At 41.1% G+C, this 18648-nt stretch carries 14 protein-coding genes; 2 read left to right on the plus strand and 12 right to left on the minus strand.

The features are described 5' to 3' along the window. Positions 1 to 13: 13 nt before the first annotated feature. Positions 14 to 718 (minus strand): glucosamine-6-phosphate deaminase, encoded by a 705-nt coding sequence (locus tag NOL38_RS04330; protein WP_277941477.1) that lies wholly within the window; start codon positions 716 to 718, stop codon positions 14 to 16. Between the two features lie 347 nt (positions 719 to 1065). Between NOL38_RS04330 and queA the strand changes: the two genes are divergently transcribed. Next, complete coding sequence (queA, locus tag NOL38_RS04335) at positions 1066 to 2094, plus strand: tRNA preQ1(34) S-adenosylmethionine ribosyltransferase-isomerase QueA (RefSeq protein WP_277941478.1); 1029 nt, start codon at positions 1066 to 1068, stop codon at positions 2092 to 2094. 63 nt (positions 2095 to 2157) lie between these two features. Continuing rightward, entirely contained in the window at positions 2158 to 2631 is a 474-nt protein-coding gene (locus tag NOL38_RS04340) for an arginine repressor (protein WP_002941715.1), read from the plus strand. A 289-nt stretch (positions 2632 to 2920) separates the two neighbouring features. On the opposite strand, the gene NOL38_RS04345 is transcribed toward NOL38_RS04340, so the two are convergent. The 11 genes from NOL38_RS04345 to rapZ all read right to left on the minus strand — a co-directional run bounded on the left by NOL38_RS04345 (position 2921) and on the right by rapZ (position 18645). Beyond that, a complete protein-coding gene (locus NOL38_RS04345; protein ID WP_277941479.1) occupies positions 2921 to 7192 on the minus strand; it encodes a family 16 glycosylhydrolase in 4272 nt (1423 codons plus the stop codon). A gap of 369 nt (positions 7193 to 7561) precedes the next feature. Continuing rightward, positions 7562 to 8902: a dipeptidase gene (locus NOL38_RS04350; RefSeq protein WP_024396022.1), complete on the minus strand. Its 1341-nt coding sequence runs from the start codon at positions 8900 to 8902 to the stop codon at positions 7562 to 7564. Positions 8903 to 9020: 118 nt separating this feature from the next. Then, complete coding sequence (locus tag NOL38_RS04355) at positions 9021 to 10523, minus strand: YfcC family protein (protein ID WP_044693483.1); 1503 nt, start codon at positions 10521 to 10523, stop codon at positions 9021 to 9023. Between the two features lie 342 nt (positions 10524 to 10865). Continuing rightward, entirely contained in the window at positions 10866 to 11813 is a 948-nt protein-coding gene (arcC, locus tag NOL38_RS04360; RefSeq protein ID WP_024400852.1) for a carbamate kinase, read from the minus strand. A gap of 117 nt (positions 11814 to 11930) precedes the next feature. After that, entirely contained in the window at positions 11931 to 12944 is a 1014-nt protein-coding gene (gene argF, locus NOL38_RS04365) for an ornithine carbamoyltransferase (RefSeq protein ID WP_011922164.1), read from the minus strand. Positions 12945 to 12962: 18 nt separating this feature from the next. Then, positions 12963 to 13403 (minus strand): GNAT family N-acetyltransferase, encoded by a 441-nt coding sequence (locus NOL38_RS04370; protein WP_002941721.1) that lies wholly within the window; start codon positions 13401 to 13403, stop codon positions 12963 to 12965. Continuing rightward, positions 13403 to 14632 (minus strand): arginine deiminase, encoded by a 1230-nt coding sequence (gene arcA, locus NOL38_RS04375; protein WP_408549305.1) that lies wholly within the window; start codon positions 14630 to 14632, stop codon positions 13403 to 13405. Before arcA ends, NOL38_RS04370 begins: the two co-directional genes overlap by 1 nt. 261 nt (positions 14633 to 14893) lie before the next feature. Continuing rightward, positions 14894 to 15589, minus strand: coding sequence for a Crp/Fnr family transcriptional regulator (locus NOL38_RS04380; protein WP_014638193.1), 696 nt, complete (start codon positions 15587 to 15589; stop codon positions 14894 to 14896). A 283-nt stretch (positions 15590 to 15872) separates the two neighbouring features. After that, positions 15873 to 16790, minus strand: coding sequence for a DNA-binding protein WhiA (whiA, locus tag NOL38_RS04385; RefSeq protein ID WP_105120323.1), 918 nt, complete (start codon positions 16788 to 16790; stop codon positions 15873 to 15875). Then, positions 16787 to 17761, minus strand: coding sequence for a YvcK family protein (locus NOL38_RS04390; RefSeq protein ID WP_024400159.1), 975 nt, complete (start codon positions 17759 to 17761; stop codon positions 16787 to 16789). The genes whiA and NOL38_RS04390 overlap by 4 nt, the downstream gene beginning before the upstream one ends. Continuing rightward, positions 17758 to 18645: an RNase adapter RapZ gene (rapZ, locus tag NOL38_RS04395; protein ID WP_277941480.1), complete on the minus strand. Its 888-nt coding sequence runs from the start codon at positions 18643 to 18645 to the stop codon at positions 17758 to 17760. Before rapZ ends, NOL38_RS04390 begins: the two co-directional genes overlap by 4 nt. Positions 18646 to 18648: the final 3 nt, after the last annotated feature.

Below are 18648 nucleotides of genomic sequence, written 5' to 3' on the forward strand. Positions count from 1 at the left end.
TCGGTTTTGTCTATTATGCTAATTTACTCGCAGCGGCTTGGTCGAGGATAAGGATGACATTGTCGTGGTTTTGGAGGACGCTTGCTGGGACATCTTCTGTTACTGCCCCTTCCACCGTCGCCTTAATGGCGTCAGCTTTTTCCTGTCCATAGGCCATGAGAACAATGGTTTTGACTGCCATAATGTTGGCGATACCCATGGATATAGCTTGTTTTGGTACATCTTCTGGATTGTCAAAGAAGCGTGCATTGGCTTCAATGGTTGATGGCGCCAATTCAACCAGATGGGTCTGACCATCAAATGGAGCACCTGGTTCGTTGAAACCGATATGGCCGTTGCGACCGATACCCAAAATTTGGAAATCAACCGGATGTTCAGCCAAAATTTTATTGTAACGTTCTGTTTCAGCAACTACATCTGTCGCCAAACCATTCGGTAAATAAGATTTCTTAAATGGTTTGTCATTGAAAAGATTTTCCTTCATAAAATGAATATAGGATTGGTCGCTCTCCTCACCTAGACCAACATACTCATCCAAGTTTACAGATGTCACATTCGAAAAGTCTAAATCTGACTCACGAATCAATCTGTAAAATTCTAACGGACTGGAGCCTGTTGCCAAACCTAATACCTTGGCACCTCCGTTCAATTTTTCTCTCAAAATGTCTAATGCTACAGTTGCTCCTTCAACTTGATTGTTTACTACATGAATTTTCATAACACACCTCTTTGGTCTATACCATTTATTGTTTTTCTTTATTATATGGTATAGACCAATTTTTGTCAAGAATTTATACCTATAGAGTATTACATCAGCACGAATAATTTTAATTCTCTTCCCATCCATCAAGACTTAAGTGTCTAACTATGATATAATACATTTATGACAGATGTGCTTTTTTACTTATTTTTTATTGGTATTCTGTTCTGCCTTACTGGCTATTTTATTTCTAAATCAAAGGTCCTAAAGTTTATTTTCTACCTGATTGGTAGTCTATTGGTGGCTTTGCCATTTGCCCTATTGATTTATTTTACCTATATTTTGTTTTAGTCTAAGGAGTGAATATGAATACTGCAGATTTTGATTTTGATTTACCCGAAGAGCTTATCGCTCAAGTTCCCCTTGAAAAGCGCGACAGCTCTAAACTATTGATCCTCGACCGCGAAAAACAGAGCATGGTTGACAGTCACTTTGACCATATCATCGACCAGTTGAATCCTGGTGATGCCCTGGTCATGAACAATACACGTGTTCTGCCTGCCCGTCTCTATGGCTACAAGCCTGAAACTATGGGACATGTTGAGCTTTTGCTTTTGAAAAATACCCAAGGTAATCAGTGGGAAGTTCTTGCCAAACCAGCAAAACGTCTGAAGGTCGGTACCACAGTCGCTTTTGGTGACGGACGATTAACTGCTACTATCGTAGAAGAATTAGAACACGGTGGAAGAATTGTTGAATTCTCCTATGAAGGTATCTTCCTTGAAGTCTTGGAAAGTCTAGGCGAAATGCCACTTCCACCTTACATTCATGAAAAATTGGAAGATCGTGAGCGCTATCAGACAGTCTATGCCAAGGAAAACGGTTCTGCCGCAGCCCCAACTGCTGGACTACATTTCACCCAAGAGTTACTCGAAAAAATCGAAGCTAAAGGAGTGAAGCTAGTCTATTTGACTCTTCACGTTGGGCTTGGGACCTTCCGACCAGTCTCTGTTGATAACGTTGATGAGCATGAAATGCACTCGGAATTCTATAACCTATCAGCTGAAGCTGCTCAAACCCTCAATCAGGTCAAAGATAGCGGTGGTCGTATCATCGCAGTCGGCACGACATCCATCCGCACCCTCGAAACCATCGGTAATAAATTTGATGGCCGTTTGGAAGCTGATTCTGGTTGGACAAATATCTTCATCAAACCTGGCTACACCTTCCGAATCGTTGATGCCTTCTCAACCAATTTCCACCTACCAAAATCTACTTTGGTTATGCTAGTTTCTGCCTTTGCAGGTAGAGAATTTACCTTAGATGCCTATAAACATGCTGTTGAAGAACGCTACCGCTTCTTTAGTTTTGGGGATGCAATGTTTATTCAATAGGCTGTTATCACCAATTTATTCTGAGTTCAGATTTTATTTTCCTTACATCTCAAGGAGGGCCCTATGAACAAGATTGAAAGCCGCCATCAGCTGATCCTGTCTCTAATCATGGAGAAGAAAATACATACCCAGCAGGAATTGCAAGAATTACTAGAGGTCAACGGAGTCTCCGTCACCCAATCTACCCTCTCCCGTGACATCAAGATGCTCAATCTTGTCAAAGTCAACGAAGATGATTCTTCTCACTATGTCATCAACCCCATTGCTCCTACTCGCTGGGAAAAACGACTGCGACTCTATATGGAAGATGCTTTGGTCATGCTAAAACCTATCCAACATCAAGTGGTGCTCAAGACCCTACCTGGATTGGCCAACTCATTCGGTTCTATTTTGGATGCCATGGAGATTCCTCAAATTGTAGCGACCGTCTGCGGTGACGATGTCTGTCTCATCATTTGTGAAGATGTCGAGGGGGCACAAGCTTGCTTCGAGCACTTGAAACAGTTTACTCCACCATTTTTCTTTAGTAAATTATAAAAATTTGTGTTCACAAACAACATACTTAATTTTAAAGATAATTTTTCAAATAAATATCAATAACTTCCCTTTATACTCATAAACGAAAATCTCCCGTAATAAGATTTATTACGGGAGATTTTTAGTAGTTGATAAAAATTATCCTGTTATTCATAGTCTTCTAGTTTACTTTTTGTACAAGGCAATGAGCTACATGCTATACTTGGGTACGGCAAAGCGAGTGAAAGAAAAACTAAATGACTATATCATTACAATTAGAAAGCCCTGAACATTCACTCAAATGGCTAAGTTACTCCTCTTTCCTCCGACGACTAGCTGCTGCTAGGCCGATAAGTCCAAGAAGAGTGAATCCAAGACCATCTACTGCGCCTGTATTTGGCAATTCTTTCTTCTGAGAGGCTACTTGCTTGGAATTTGACTGCTCACTGCTTAGTTTTGATACAAGGGATAAAGGTGTGACAGAGGGACCATAGTTTGGTGTCAGGTATCCCTTAAAGGCGGGACGTGCTTCTGCTTGGACACTTTTTCCCTTAGCGGTAATCAAAGGTAGCTGCCCTACTGGTAAGGGCTCCGCTTTGACGCTGTCTCCTTTTGCTGTCACTAGTGGTGGCAGAGGAACTAACGCTTCACGCGCAGCTTTTACCTCTGCTAAATAACCATCTACAAATGCCTGGTTATTTTTACTGAGTTTCCAGTCAATCTTGTCCAAAACCTCTTTTAAGTTTGCTACGCTCTCTGGACTATAATCACTCAAATCAGCAGGAAGCTTACCAATTTCTTCGTGCAAATCAACATAATCAGCTAAAAAGTAAGTTGGATTCGCCATTACAAACTCGTACATGAGGCGATGAACAGAATCATAACTATATTCTTTACTTGGATCATCTGCCCAGACAGCAACCATACTACCGATTACCGGTATCTCTGAGTTTTCATTTTTGTGAACAACTTCCAGTGGTGTTGATTCAATTCCACGCAGACCTTGATCAAGATTATACCATCCCCAACCTTCTGCTTCACGTCCAATAACATAGTACCAAGCATCATTGGTATTTAAAATCTTATGGCCTTTGTCAGCAAGAAACTTAGATGAGGCAACGTCATATCCTCCCCAGCCACCAGTCCAGAAAGAAGCAATAATGTCCTTGTCAAAAGTACCTGAACTAGTATCGTGGTTATAATAGATACCGTCATTGAAAGCCATTGGCTCTAAACCATGCTTCTTGACGATAGCCGCTAACTCATTGGCATATTGAATAAATTTGCCATAGTCTCCCTGAGATTGAAGGATGCGCCAGCCTGACGCATTTGTAGCATCATTTGCATATTCGTCCAGACCGATATTGAAAATTTTGGCCTTATCTGAAAAATATCCAGCATATTTATCAATTAATGCTTTGGTAAAAGCAATCGCTTCTTTGTTATTTAAGTCAACTGTTCGCGCAGAAGTTTTACCGTTGTAAGTAAATTTAGGAGATGGGATACCAAGCTCTTCCATGGCTTCTAAAATAGCATCCATGTGTCCCGGGCTATTTACGGCTGGAATCAAACGAACATTGCTTGCCTTAGCATAAGCAATCAGTTCGTCCATCTCTGCCTGGGTAAGATGATTTCCATTTGGATCATTGTAATAATGATTATTTCCATTGATAAGGGCCTGCTTTACCGCATCGCTGGTATAGGTCTTATCACCAACCGTCAATTCCATATTGTCCAATAGGAATCGCATACCATCATTACCCACCAATAAATGCAAATCTGTATAACCATAATAAGAAGCCAAATCAACAATCTCTTTTAATTGGTCAACTGAGAAATATTTACGGCCAGCATCTAGAGAGAAAACTTTGGATAAACTTAATTTACGTTCGTCAACAATTGGTTTTTCTGGCTCTGCACTAGGGTCTGAAGCTACAAAGGTAACTTTTGCCAGTTGAACATCACTAGCAACCACTGCTTTTTCAGCTCCGCTTTCCAATTTATAGGATATACCTGATAATTCTGGAAAGACAATCTTGATATACTTGGTTCCTCTTCGGATGTCTCTAATATCAAATGTCGTACGTGCATAGGCTGGTGTCGCCTCTACAAAATTATCAACTACACTTGTTGTTTCCTTATTCCAAGTTTTCCCATCAACCGATGAATAGACGGTAAAATCAATTGCCCCTTCAGCTGCTCCAACCAAGTGTTTACGAATAGATTTTCCTTCCTTGGCCCATGCCTTATCATTGTATACTGCATAATCTTCCAAGGTTTTATAATAGGTTGTAAGATGGAGTGCTTTTGGATCATTCACCTTATAAATGAGTGCATTTTCACCTTGACCATCTGCATATAGACGACTTGTTTCGTAACGTGGTTGCCCTCCATAATAAAAGTTATTTTTATTTTCATGCGCAGCCTGACCGTGTGAAACTGATACTAATTGACCACGTTTCTCACTTGGTTTAATTGTATAGTCACTAGCAGTTGCATCGTCTAGATTATCAAAGTAAACCTTGTCTTGTCCTGCTTTTTGGTAAACGCGTACCCAGTCAATCAGGTATTCACTATCTTGCTTGGTCATATTTTTGCTGTAGTCAACGTCACCAACCCAGCCATCACCAACTTGGGTTTCCAGTATTGGGAACATAGGGCGGGTGTGCATACCATCCCTATCCTTACCACGCATGGTTTGGAAAACAAATTTTCCATCAATATACCATTTGATGACATCTGGAGTCCACTCTACTTCATAGACGTGGAATTCCTGACTCCAGGCTTCATAATTCTTAATCGGTACACCGTGAGATTCCTTATTTTTAGCTAGAATACCAAAATGATTGGTTGTCCATGCCTCCCACGGATTTTGCCCTAGATATTCCAAAACATCAATCTCATCGTGACCAGTCTCATCCTGTGCCAACATCCAAATAGCCGGCCAGATTCCCTTAGAGTCATTTACCTTGGCGCGGACAGCCATCCGACCAAATTGGAAAGAATATTTATCCTTAGATTCTAGACGGCCAGATGACCAGGTTACTTTTTCTGGCAATTTCGTATCATTATAGCGGTCCAAACCAACTGCTTTTATCAGCTCATCTGTCGTATTATGATTGGTAGTGCGAATAGATAAATAGCTCTTGTCTCCTTCTTTTTTAATAGAAACAGCTTTCCGATTGTAGATAGCTGCGTGGTTCCACATGCCATCAATAATCTGCCACTTGCTTTCGTCAATCTTATCTCCGTCAAATTCATCAGACCAGACTAAGGTATCGTAATCAGATTTTGGCGGAAGGTATTCAGGTGCGGCTTCATCATATGATTTTCCATGTCCCATAATTTGGATTTCTGAATAACGGAGTGCTTCTTCGTCAGCAGATGCCCCTGTAAATCGAACGTATCTTGCTTTAGAGCCTTTCGGAACCGCAATCGTCAAAATCTCTCCTTCATTCACAGAAAGATTGCTTGCTTGATAAACTGTTTTATAGGTGTTCCATGCATTGTAATCATCATCTAAATCTACACGAAAATGAGAATAGGTACCTGGAGCTAATTGAACCTTGATTTCCTCGATAGTGTAGACATTTTTAAATTCATACTGGAGATAGGCTCCCATGCCTTTTGATTCCTGAGTAGTATAATTCTCATCAAATTTGCCATCATTAATGGCTTCTGGATTGGTGGGAGCTTTTCCATAAAAATATGGCTTCTTCAATTCGGCAAGATTGACTAGCTCGGTCTGTGGATTTTCGTTTGCGCTTTCGTCTGTTTCAACCTGCGCCAAGACTTCTATCTCGTTGAAGAGAACGCCATTACTATATCCCTTCCAGGAACTGTTTGTATTTTGGATATAATGCCCCCGTCCCCAAATACGCATATAACGTGCATCAAACGGTGACAGGAGTTGAATAACTTGTGGTTTCCCCTTGTTTGTTACTGTCTCTTCTACATCTGCCTGTTCGAAGATGACCCTCGTAGTTTCAGGAGAAAAGTCTGCGCTGGTGGACAACTCGACCTTAACATCTTTAAATGTAGAGATTGCATTTTCATAGGTATTACGGTAAATATTTACAGTATGGACAGGAACTTCCTTTTCAAAGTCATACTGAACATAGACATGATCCCACTGAGAATAGCCATTATCAGCACCTCCCGTTTCTTCACCTGCAATAATTTTTGTATTGTTGCTGGCATCATCTGAACTACCATAAGACACACCATCCGTTGCTTTCTCTGGATTTTTTATGGCAACCGAAGGAATGGTCGTCAATTCTGAAGCCATCAAGTGCTGACTGTTGGTAGTCGGCTCTTTTCCTTCTATCACATTTTTCTCAACTACCTTTGGTTCCTCCTGTTTTTCTTCTGGAGTTGAAGGTTCTGTTTCAGTTGATGGAGTAGCTTCTACAAGCGGTTTTGCTTCAATAGTAGGGGGAACATCATTGTTGATTGCTACTGGTTCTCCCTGAGATACCTCCTCTGCTGCTGCAGTCTGCCCTGCCCATACCAAAAAACTGGTACAGATAAGAAGCTGACCAAGGATGACTTTTTTCGTAAACTTACTTGTTTCTTTTTTCATTATTTCCTCCTATAAAATCTGCAAGTTTATCCTACCTATAGCCAAAATAAAGCAGTTTGTAAACCTATTTAGTCTCGTATAAGACTCAAAATTCAGTTTACTGGTTGATGTGCGATCGCATTTCTGTCACAAATATAACATGTAAGCGTTTTATTGTAGAATAGTCTAACTTGACTTATTCTATATGCAGATGGGGTCTATTTCTAAAACAGCATATAATAAGTCACACTTTCATATATTTTTGTCCACTTCTTGTAAACAGTGACACATTTCTATCTCATCTTTCAATGTCATTCTTCATAAGAAAAGCTCTTAGATATTTCACTAAGAGCTTTTAAACTGTAATTTACTATTCAATACTGATAATGGCTATTCCGCAGCTAGGCGATAGACTGCCTCAGCATAAATATCCATTGTTTTATATAAGTCTTCTAATGGCATGCGTTCATTTTCCTGGTGCTCTGTTTGTTCTGTATCTGGGAAACATGCACCAAAGGCCACACAGTTTGGCATAGTACGAGCAAAGGTAGCCCCACCTGACGAGATTGGCTCGCTTGTTAAATCTCCTGTCTTATCTTGATAAACAGACATGAGCGTAGATACCAGCTGGCTGTCTAATGGCACATACAAGGAAGCAAGGTAGTCGTACTCTTCATAGGTCAAGCCACATAATTGCGCTTTGGCTTGTAAAGTAGAAACTAGGGCTTCTTTATCCGCAGTGACAGGAATACGAATGTCCAAGCGAATTTCTGATTTTTTTGCGCTAATGGTTAGACCTGCAATATTGAAACTGAGTGTCCCTGATGGTTCATCGGTCACATCACCAAAAAGCTTAAATCCTGTGGCATCTTCACCAACTGCATTGACGATAAAGTCCAAGGCTGGATGATTTTCGAAATGTTCCAAAGCCTTTGCCAAACGAACGATGGCATTGACCCCCTCAGCAGCATCCTTGGCGTGCCGCGAAATACCAAGAACCGTTACTTGATCATCTTTGGTTTCATAATCAAAGCCTAATTGATCTAATTCCGCAATAACTCCTGCTAATAAATGACCAGAATAGCTTGCCTTGGCAGGTACTACGTTATAGGCAGTTCCCGCTTCGATACTCAGACAAGGGTGACCTGGACCATGCAATTTGGCCTGTAGTAATCCTTTTTCAGCATACGTCAAAGGGAAGGAAGAATCTGGTGCAAAGCCCATAGTTGCCACTTCTTCCAACTGATTGTAGCGGTTCATACACCGCCATAAGGTCTCTTCATCTGTTCCAAAAATGAAACGAATCCGTTTGTTAAAGTGGACTCCCGCATCAAGAAGTGCTTTTACTGCAAATAAGGCCGCCATTGAAGGACCTTTATCATCCTGAACCCCGCGTCCAATAATATAATCTCCCTCTACCACAGCCTCAAAAGGCGGCGTCTGCCATTGACTAAGATCACCAGCAGGTACCACATCTAAGTGGCAAAGGATTGCTAATAATTCTTCGCCTTGCCCAATTTCAGCATAGCCATAATAGCCAGCAGGGTCTAAATAAGTTTTAAAACCCATCTTTTCCGTCAAAGCCAACGTGTGCTCCAGAACATCCTGAATCGCTTGACCAAATGGCGTATCTGCCTGATGTTCTTGCAAAACAGAAGGAAAAGCAACCAGTTCTTGGATGGCTTGAATACATGCCTCCTGATGCGATGACTGAATAAAACTTGTTCTCATTGTGTCCCCTTTCAACATAATAAGATATGATATATTTTCTAGCACTATTCTATCATAAAAGGAAAAACTGAGCCAAATTTTATCTGTATTCGTGATAAAATCTGACCCAGAATTTCGATTAGAAGAATGTCGCAATGACCAAAATAGCTATGGAGGCAATCATGATGCCTACGATTAACTTACCTACAAATTTATACCAAGTACCAATTTCAACACGACCAAGTGCCAAGGCTCCCATTACAATACCTGATGTTGGAGCTACCAAGTTCAAGAGACCTGATGCAGCTTGGAAAGCTGTGATAACCAAGCTCGCTGGTACATTTACAAACTCACCAAGAGGTGCCATGATACCCATAGAAGCCCCTGCAAGACCTGATGAAGATGGAATCAAGAAGGACATTGGTAGGTAGAAGAGATAGGTCAAAATGATGAATACTTGTGAAGACAAACCTTGCAATCCTTCTTCACCCATGTGGAGAATAGTGGCAGTAATCATACCATCGTTCATGATGACTTGAATACCACGCGCGATAGCACAAATCAAAGCTACGCTGAAAATATCAGCCGCACCGAACATGAAGGATTTTACCAAACGTTCTTCACTCATACCATAAACTAAACCAACTACAATCCCTGCGATACCAAAGAGCATTGCTCCTTCTGGGAAGTACCAAGTACCAAGAGCAGCTGTTGAAGAACCAATCACTTGACCGATGAATGGAAGACCAATCAACCAATCATTAAATTGTGTAAAGATAGTCACACCCAAATCTTCCCATGGAATAAAGCTACAAATCATGAGAACAAATGTTAGTACAAATACCCAGAGAACACGTTTTTGAGCTGGTGATAATTCTGCATTCACTTCTTGAGTTGCTGCGACATTAAAGTGTTGCATATCTGCTTCACGCTGTTTGTAAACCAAGGACTTAGTCGGATCGTTTTTCACTTTCTCAGCATAGTTGGCTACAAAGAGAACCCCCATCGCGAGAATGACAACGAAGAAGACCAAGCGCCAAATCATACCATCCGCAACACTTACACCTGCTGCATCAGAGGCTACAACCGTTGCAAATGGGTTTACAGTAGAAGCCAAACAGCCGATTTGAGAACCTAGCAAGATGATAGCTACACCGGTAATACTGTCAAAACCAACCGCCATCATAACAGGAACAAGGAGCGGGAAGAAAGCCATTGTTTCTTCACCCATACCATAGGTTGAGCCTCCCAAGGCAAACAAAGGCATGAGGATGTAAATCAACATTTTTTCACGACCTTTGAAGCGTTTTACAATAGAAGCAATCCCTACATCAAGTGCACCTGTTTCGTTAACTACACCAAGAAAGGCGCCAACCATGATGATGAAGAATGCTACGTTAATCGCTGCTTCAGTCGCACCATGACCAAGCATGGCACGAACTGGAGCCATAAAAACATCGTAAATCCCTTGTGGATTTTGAGCAACCTTCTCATAGGTACCAGCCACCAAACGTCCGGCTTCATCAACCTGATACTGACCAGCTGGAATAATCCATGTCATCACTGCCATAAAGGCAATAATGAGCATCAATATTGTATAAGACGAAGGCAATTTAAAGCCTTTTTTCACTTTTTCGCTCATCGCAAAAACCTCCTATAATATTTTAAAAGTTTATCCCCTATTTAAGGGAAATTGTATCCGTAATAACCGTATCAAATACCCACCTATCTTCAAGAGATGTCTATCTCCTTCAGTCTATTATCTGAAATCATTGCTTATAGATAGATACTTGATAGGAAATGGATGAGAGGGGAGGAAGCTTAGAAGCCCAGACCTTCATGTTTCGATTAAAGGGAACCCTTGTAGGACTATCAATACTTCCACTCCCCTAACTCCATCAATAAATAACCCGTCTAGTTTAAAAACTATATTTGCATGCAGAGTACATCAATAAATAGAAGCCTCAACGATACATACAGCTACTTAGCCTTTGACAATGATCGTGCCGCTATCGGATTCAATCAAAGCGCCTAAGTTTTCTAATGAGGTAATGACTGCTTTTGATTGCGGCTTATTGTTTACAAAAGCAATAGCTGCTTCAACTTTCGGTAGCATGGAACCTGGTGCGAATTGATTTTGTTTGATATATTCTTCCAATTCAGCTACGGTAACTGTTTCTAATTTTTCTTGGTCTGGTTTGTTGTAGTTAACAAAGACATAGTCCACACCTGTCAAGACGATAAACAAGTCTGCATCAACCAATTCTGCCAAACATTGAGAAGCAAAGTCCTTATCAATAACTGCTTCCACACCGGTCAGGGTGCCATCTGCTTCTTGGACAACTGGAATACCTCCGCCTCCAGCAGCTACGACTACCTCACCTGCATTGAGAAGGGTACGAATGGTACCAATTTCTTTGATTCCTACAGGTTTTGGCGAAGCAACGACTTTGCGCCAGCCACGACCGGCATCTTCTTTGAAGGTTGCACCAGTCTTTTCTGCTTCTGCTTTCGCTTCTTCTTCTGTATAGAATGGTCCAATCGGCTTGGTCAAATTTTCGAAGGCGGGATCATTCTTATCCACGATAACCTGGGTCACAACAGATGCTACATCTTTTTCAATGCCTTCCTTGAGCAATTCATTTTCCAAGGCATTTTGCAACCAGAAACCAATCGAACCTTCTGTCATGGCTACCAAACTGTCTAGTGGAAAAGCTGGGTTCTTTTCCGAATCAGCAGCAAGGTTTTGAAGAAGTAAGTTTCCAACCTGAGGACCATTACCATGCGTGATAATAAGGTCATCCCCATTTTTTATCAATTTTACAAGGTGCTTGGCTGTTTGTACCAAGGCCTCTTTTTGTGCTTTAGCCGATGGATCGGACGATAAAATGGCATTGCCACCCAAGGCTACTACAATTTTACGATTTGTCATATCTCTTGCTTTTTCCTCACTTTCGCGAAATAGTAATCGCTTACATATCTATCCTCAAAATATGGGGGCTGGGTGCCAGCCCCCGGAGGTTGCGATGCGTTATTAGATAGTTAACTATTACACACGTGGAACAAATGGATCCCCTAAAGTAGCCGCCATCACTGCTTTAATAGTGTGCATACGGTTTTCAGCTTGGTCGAAGTGACGAGCATATTTGCTACGGAATACTTCGTCTGTTACTTCCATTTCTTCTACGCCGAATTTTTCAGCGACATCTTTACCATAAACAGTGTTTGTATCATGGAAGGCAGGCAAGCAGTGCAAGAAGATGAGATTTTCATTTTCTGCTTTTTTCACCAATTCCATATTCACTTGGTATGGTTTCAAGAGGGCAACGCGTTCAGCAAATTTATCTTCTTCACCCATTGATACCCAAACGTCTGTATAGAGAACATCTGCGCCTTTGACTGCTTCGTCAGCATTATCAGTAATGAGAACACGTGCTCCACTTTCTTTCGCAAAACCTTCAGCCAAGGCAACTACTTCTTCTTCTGGGAAGAGTTCTTTTGGAGAGAAGATATGGACATTGACACCAAGGATAGCACCTGTCACCAAGAGAGAGTTGGCAACGTTGTTACGGCCATCACCACAGTAAACCAGAGTCAAGCCTTCCAACTTGCCAAAGTTTTCTTTGACAGTCAAGTAGTCAGCCAACATTTGAGTTGGGTGCCATGCATCTGTCAATCCATTCCATACTGGCACACCAGAGAATTCTGCCAATTCTTCCACCATTTTTTGACTGAAACCACGGAATTCAATACCGTCGAACATGCGTCCCAAAACTTTAGCAGTATCTTCTGTAGATTCTTTCTTACCAAGTTGGATGTCATTTGCACCAAGATACTCTGGATGGGCACCAAGGTCAATAGATGCTACTGTGAAGGCAGCACGAGTACGTGTTGATGTTTTTTCAAACAAGAGAGCAATATTTTTACCTTCCAAATAACGGTGTGGAATATTGCGTTTTTTCAAATCTTTCAAATGAGCTGAGAAATCAATCAACCATTCCAATTCTGCGCGTGTGAAATCTTTCTCTGCAAGGAAATGTCTACCTTTAAATACGTTTGTCATTGTCTCTTCTCCTAATGTTTAAATAAATTTTGTCAATGTCTGGCACCATTCTCCATCTTCTTGATAAACTTCAGAAGTTGCTTGGTAGCCAACTGACTCATAAAAAGTCTTTGCAGTTAACTCCGAATGTATATTCAACTGATGAAAGCCTGCTTCACGTGCATAAGCTTCCAAAGAGCTGATAATCATTTTTCCATAGCCTTTTCCACGAAAATTCGGTAGAGTGGCTATTCGGGTTAGACGAGCTTGACCAGGACCGACAGGAAGAAAACGTCCCGTCGAAACAGGCTCTTCACCAATAAAGAGATTGGCGTAAACTCTTCCTTCCGTATCATTCTGGTCAAATTCATCTTCCTTTGCAATACCACGCTCAAGGACAAATACCTTATAGCGGACATAGATAGAGGCTGCGCGTTGCCATTCTTCCGAACCGATTGTTGTTCGTTCTATACTTGGCATTAGATGTCTTCCCGTTCAAACGGCATTGACATACAACGAGGTCCACCACGACCGCGAACCAATTCGCTTCCACCAATCTTAATCAAACGAAGCCCTTTGGACTCGAGGATTGCATTGGTAATCGTATTGCGTTTGTAAACAACTACCACACCTGGTGCAATGGTCAATGTATTTGAACCATCATTCCATTGCTCACGACCAGCAGCAACCATATCACCGCCACCACAACGGATCAATTCTACTTTTTCAAGACCAAGGTTCGCAGCCAAAAGTTCTGCCAAGTCACCATGTTCTTCTTCAATATGAAGCGTTTCATTTTCATAGGTTACAGAGAAGACACGAAGGTCACCTTCAATTTCTGGGTGGATAGTAAACTTATCATAGTCAACCATGGTAAATACCGTATCCAAATGCATGAATTTACGGTTGTTAGCAAATTCGAATGCCAATACTTTCTTGAAGCCAACATGCTGTTCAAAGATATTTACCAATAGTTTTTCAATTGATGCAGCATCGGTACGTTGTGAAATACCTACTGCCAAAACATCTTTTGAAAGAACCAATTCGTCCCCACCCTCGATACGAGTAGTTTCTTCACGATTGTAAACCAATGGAACTTTTCCACCATATTCTGGGTGATGAGTGAAGATATATTTACCATACAAGGTTTCACGGTTACGTGTTTCTGAATACATGTGGTTAAGAGAAACAGCATTACCAATCGTAGCAAATGGATCCCGTGTGAAGTAAAGGTTTGGCATTGGGTCTATTGCAAATGGGTAAGAGGATTCAACCAAATCTGTCAAACCTTTTTCTTCAGAAGGGATTTCTGGCAATTCTGCCTTTTGAACACCGGCCATCGTTTTCTCAACCAGTTCTTGATTATCTTCAATAGACATCAACAGCTTACGAATTGCCTTTTTAGTTGCCCGACCACGAATGTTAGCTTCTTCAAGATATTCATCGATAAACTGTTCACGAATTTCAGGTGTAACAAGTGACTCAGCAGCCAATTTTTCCAAGTAGAGCACTTCTACACCTTCATCACGAAGAGCTTGAGCAAAAGCATCATGCTCTTTCTGTGCATCTTCTAAGAACGGAATATCATCGAAGAGTAGGCGTTCTAGATAGTCAGGCATGAGGTTTTCAATTTCCTTACCTGGTCTGTGTAACATAACTTTTTTCAGCTTACCAATTTCTGAAAAGACATGAATTGGATGGTTTGACATGATCTGTCCTCCTTGTAGATTTATACATGATGGGAAACGAGGAGGACCGTACGCTTTCCTGCCTCTCATTTCCTCTTTACATCCATAGTTTAACAGAGCAAAAAAACAAAAACTTGAAAACGCTCACATTCATTTTGAGAAATTCTTCACATTTTTAACCTTATTTATAAATAATTATCGATTATATCGCCTATATTCTGCATAATTCTTTCCGTTATATCATTATATGAATTTTTATTTTTTTATAAAAAAACAGAAACTTCAATGAGTTTCTGTCAAATTTTCTAAGAAATAATCAATATCTAAATAAGTTAACTGTTTATGACTATAAGCAATTTTACCATCCTGTTTCAGTTGCTTCAAAACATGGCTAACTGTTTCCCGTGTCGTAGCTGCTAAACGCGAAATCTCTTGAATATGAATTTCAAATGGCAAGGTAGCAAACTGATCGCGCTGGCACATATCCCAATAAAGAAGAGCCAAGGCTTGAACGACTCGATCTGATGCCTTGGAACGCATCGCATTTCGCAAGCGCAATTCTTGAAAACGAAGCACTTTGGATAATTTTTGACAGATATAAGCCATTTGACTCGGATTTATCTTCGACAAGGTTTCAAACAAGACCATCGGTACAATAAAATACTCTAGGTCCGTTATGGCAATGGCGGTATAATGATAAGGTTTGTCCTGAAACATATCTCCAAAAGGGAAGGCACCGCCCTGCCGAATATAGTCCAAATACGTAAAACTATCCGTCTCATCATATTGCTCAATCCGAGCATAGCCCTTATACAATACAAATAGATAATCTCTAGGATCCTCTGCGTAAAAAAAGATTTGCCCCTTAGGAATCTTTCGAAAACGAATATGCTTAGCTAATTGATCAAAGCTATCACGTGTCAAACGTTCAAAAGTTGGATGTGCCCTTAGATAATCATATTGTTCGTTGCTTATCATCAAAACTCCTTTCTAGCTAAAGTATCCTTCTATCTATTTTAACATATATTAACGTTCTATGCTAATCATTACTGAAAAATTCATAAAACAGGATCATTCCAGTGAAGAAGATTGCTATCACAGCATACAAAAAACCGGTCCTCTCGAACCAGTCTTAGTATCGTCGAATGGATTAACTTTCAGACAAGGAACTGAGGTGCAAGCAATACTAGAGTACGGCAAGCCGAGAGTGACGAGGTATCAAAGTTAATTCAAATGACTGTAACATTCTATGTATACCTATCTAGTCAGTCAATTCATCCGCAATCTTATTGATTTTCCGCAAACGATGGTTGACACCACTTTTAGTGATTGGTACCGTTAGACTATCCGCCAATTGCTGAATGGAATAGTCTGGATGTTGAATTCGCAACTGGGCAATCTCCTGCAAGTCACCTGACAACTGATCTAGACCGATAGTATCCATAATTTTGATAATATTATTAATTGTTTTCATACTAGCATTGACCGTCTTTGCAATATTAGCAGCTTCCGCATTGGTAGCTCGATTTAGATCATTTCGAGCCTCACGAAGCAATTTAACATTCTCAAATTCTGTCTTTGCCTCTTCTGCTCCAATCACCAAAAGAAAATCCATAATGTCCTCTGCACGTTGCAGATAGGTAATAGTTCCCTTACTTCGCTCAATGACTTTGGCATCCAAAAGAAATTTCTGCATCAGATTGGCCAGGTCATTGGCATGGTCACTATAGACAGAAGCTATTTCAAGCTGGTATTTCCCTTTTTCAGGATCTTTAACAGAGCCTGCCGCTAAAAATGCTCCACGAAGATAGGCTTGACTCCACGAATCATTTTCCAAAACCAAGGGAGAAATCCCCGTCTCTAATCCAAAGAAGCTATCAGCCAAATACAAATCATTCAATATCTCATTCACGCCGTCTTCTATCAAAACTGCATACACACGATTCTTTTTGAGATTAGGTTTTTGATGATGGCGAATCTCAGCCTTAATCTGGTAGAAATGAAGTAACAGTTCATAAATGTGACGGGCAATCTTTGCATTTTCCGTGCTGATAGAAAGAGTCAAACCTGATGAAGCTAAGCCCAAACTACCTGATAATTTGATAATAGCAGATAGCTCGCTCTTATTTTGGCTAGACTGAAGCAGCAATTCTTCCTTTACTTGTACTGTAAAACTCATGACCGCACCTGCAAAATCTTGAGCAACTCTTCTACCACCAAGTCACCATCATGGAAAGCTCCGCCATTTTCCAAGCGAAGAAAATTCGAAGAAATCACACGATTAGCCTGTTTTTGCAAACCTGCAAAATCGTGTTTTACCTGTACCAAGTATTCATCAAACTGATTGCTATTCATATACTCTTGTGGAACTGGTTCAATATTGACCAAAACTGTATCAATGAATTGTTCAGCTAGGTGGGCATTGAGAACCGCCACATGGTCCGCATCTGAGAAAAACTCAGTCTCTCCCCGTTGGGTCATAATGTTGCACACATAGGTCACTTCAGCCTTTGTTTCTTTTAGGGCTTTGCCAATATCAGAAATCATCAGATTCGGCAAAATTGAGGTAAAAAGAGAACCCGGTCCAAGTACAATCATGTCACTTTCCATAATCGTTTCAACTACTTGGCGACTGGCTTTCGGTTCATCATCGTTATAAGAATTTGTCACATAGACATGATCAATCATCCCATTATGCTTGGAAATCTTGCTCTCACCTGCTACCTCGGTCCCATCTGTAAAAATAGCATGAAGGGTCAAGGCCTGTTCGCTAGATGGATAAATCCGCCCTGTCGTATGGAAAAAGCGCGTCAACAACCTCATCGCATTGTAGGTTGAACCCTGCATTTCTGAAATACCAGCAATGATGAGATTCCCTAGCGGATGACCAGCCAAGGGTCCATCTGAATCCGCAAAACGATACTGGAAAATTTGTTCATAAAGTTTGGGCATATCCGACATAGCCAATAGGACGTTACGCAAATCACCTGGAGGGGTCACCTGCAAAGCCTGACGGATTTCCCCCGAAGATCCTCCGTCATCAGCTACCGTCACGATAGCGGTAATCTCTACATCCTTATCCCGCAAACTCTTCAAAATGACTGGAATACCAGTCCCGCCCCCGATAACTGTAATTTTTGGTTTTCTCATGAGCGGTTGACCGTCTCCTTCCGTCTGTCCTTATCACGATGACTACGATTGACATTCCAATTTTTCTCTAAATCGTCTGCCAAACGTTTAGCAAAGGCTACGCTTCTATGCTGACCACCCGTACATCCAACGGCAATCGTTAGAACTGATTTTCCTTCCTTCTGATAACCAGGAAGAATCGGTTCTATCAAGCCGAGCAAATGACTATAAAACTCTTCTGATTCTTGATGCTCCATGACATAGTCAAAGACAGGAGCATCCAGACCAGTCAGATTTCGTAATTCTTTCTGATAATAAGGATTTGGCAAGAAACGCACATCAAAGACCAAGTCCGCATCCAGAGGTAGTCCATATTTGAAACCAAAGGACATGACTTCTATGCGAAACGACGGCTGATTATCTTGACTAGCAAACTGCTCCGAGATTGCCTTACGGAGATTGCGAGGTGTCAGCTCTGTCGTATCAATGACATTCTGGCTCATATTTTTCAAGGGAGCCAAAAGTTCACGTTCTAGCTGAATCCCGTCCAAAACACGACCATCAGCCGCCAAAGGATGGGAACGACGAGTTTCTTTATAGCGAGCAACCAATTCACTATCCGTCGCATCCAAGAATAGGACTTTAAAATCTAAATCCTCTGCCCCCTCAATCTCATCCAACACCTCTCGAATCTCCGAGAAGAAGGAGCGACTCCGCATATCCACCACCAAGGCAATCTTATTGTTGTCTTGACTATAGCGAATCAGTTCTAAAAATTTTGGCAAGAGGGTCGGCGGCATATTATCAATGGTAAAATAGCCCAAGTCCTCAAAAGACTGAATGGCTACTGTCTTACCAGCTCCCGACATCCCTGTCACAATAACTAAATGGAGTTTGTCCGACATGAC

This window comes from Streptococcus suis, assembly GCF_029616525.1.
In the GTDB taxonomy this organism is placed as follows: domain Bacteria; phylum Bacillota; class Bacilli; order Lactobacillales; family Streptococcaceae; genus Streptococcus; species Streptococcus suis_AF.

Coding starts and splice junctions, on each gene's coding strand:
- argF (WP_011922164.1), bottom strand. CDS start 12,944: ATGACAAACGTATTTAAAGGTAGACATTTCCTTGCAGAGAAAGATTTC.
- NOL38_RS04345 (WP_277941479.1), bottom strand. CDS start 7,192: ATGAAAAAAGAAACAAGTAAGTTTACGAAAAAAGTCATCCTTGGTCAG.
- queA (WP_277941478.1), top strand. CDS start 1,066: ATGAATACTGCAGATTTTGATTTTGATTTACCCGAAGAGCTTATCGCT.
- rapZ (WP_277941480.1), bottom strand. CDS start 18,645: ATGTCGGACAAACTCCATTTAGTTATTGTGACAGGGATGTCGGGAGCT.
- NOL38_RS04340 (WP_002941715.1), top strand. CDS start 2,158: ATGAACAAGATTGAAAGCCGCCATCAGCTGATCCTGTCTCTAATCATG.
- whiA (WP_105120323.1), bottom strand. CDS start 16,790: ATGAGTTTTACAGTACAAGTAAAGGAAGAATTGCTGCTTCAGTCTAGC.
- arcC (WP_024400852.1), bottom strand. CDS start 11,813: ATGACAAATCGTAAAATTGTAGTAGCCTTGGGTGGCAATGCCATTTTA.
- NOL38_RS04380 (WP_014638193.1), bottom strand. CDS start 15,589: ATGATAAGCAACGAACAATATGATTATCTAAGGGCACATCCAACTTTT.
- NOL38_RS04355 (WP_044693483.1), bottom strand. CDS start 10,523: ATGAGCGAAAAAGTGAAAAAAGGCTTTAAATTGCCTTCGTCTTATACA.
- NOL38_RS04330 (WP_277941477.1), bottom strand. CDS start 718: ATGAAAATTCATGTAGTAAACAATCAAGTTGAAGGAGCAACTGTAGCA.
- NOL38_RS04350 (WP_024396022.1), bottom strand. CDS start 8,902: ATGAGAACAAGTTTTATTCAGTCATCGCATCAGGAGGCATGTATTCAA.
- NOL38_RS04370 (WP_002941721.1), bottom strand. CDS start 13,403: ATGCCAAGTATAGAACGAACAACAATCGGTTCGGAAGAATGGCAACGC.
- arcA (WP_408549305.1), bottom strand. CDS start 14,632: ATGTCAAACCATCCAATTCATGTCTTTTCAGAAATTGGTAAGCTGAAA.
- NOL38_RS04390 (WP_024400159.1), bottom strand. CDS start 17,761: ATGAGAAAACCAAAAATTACAGTTATCGGGGGCGGGACTGGTATTCCA.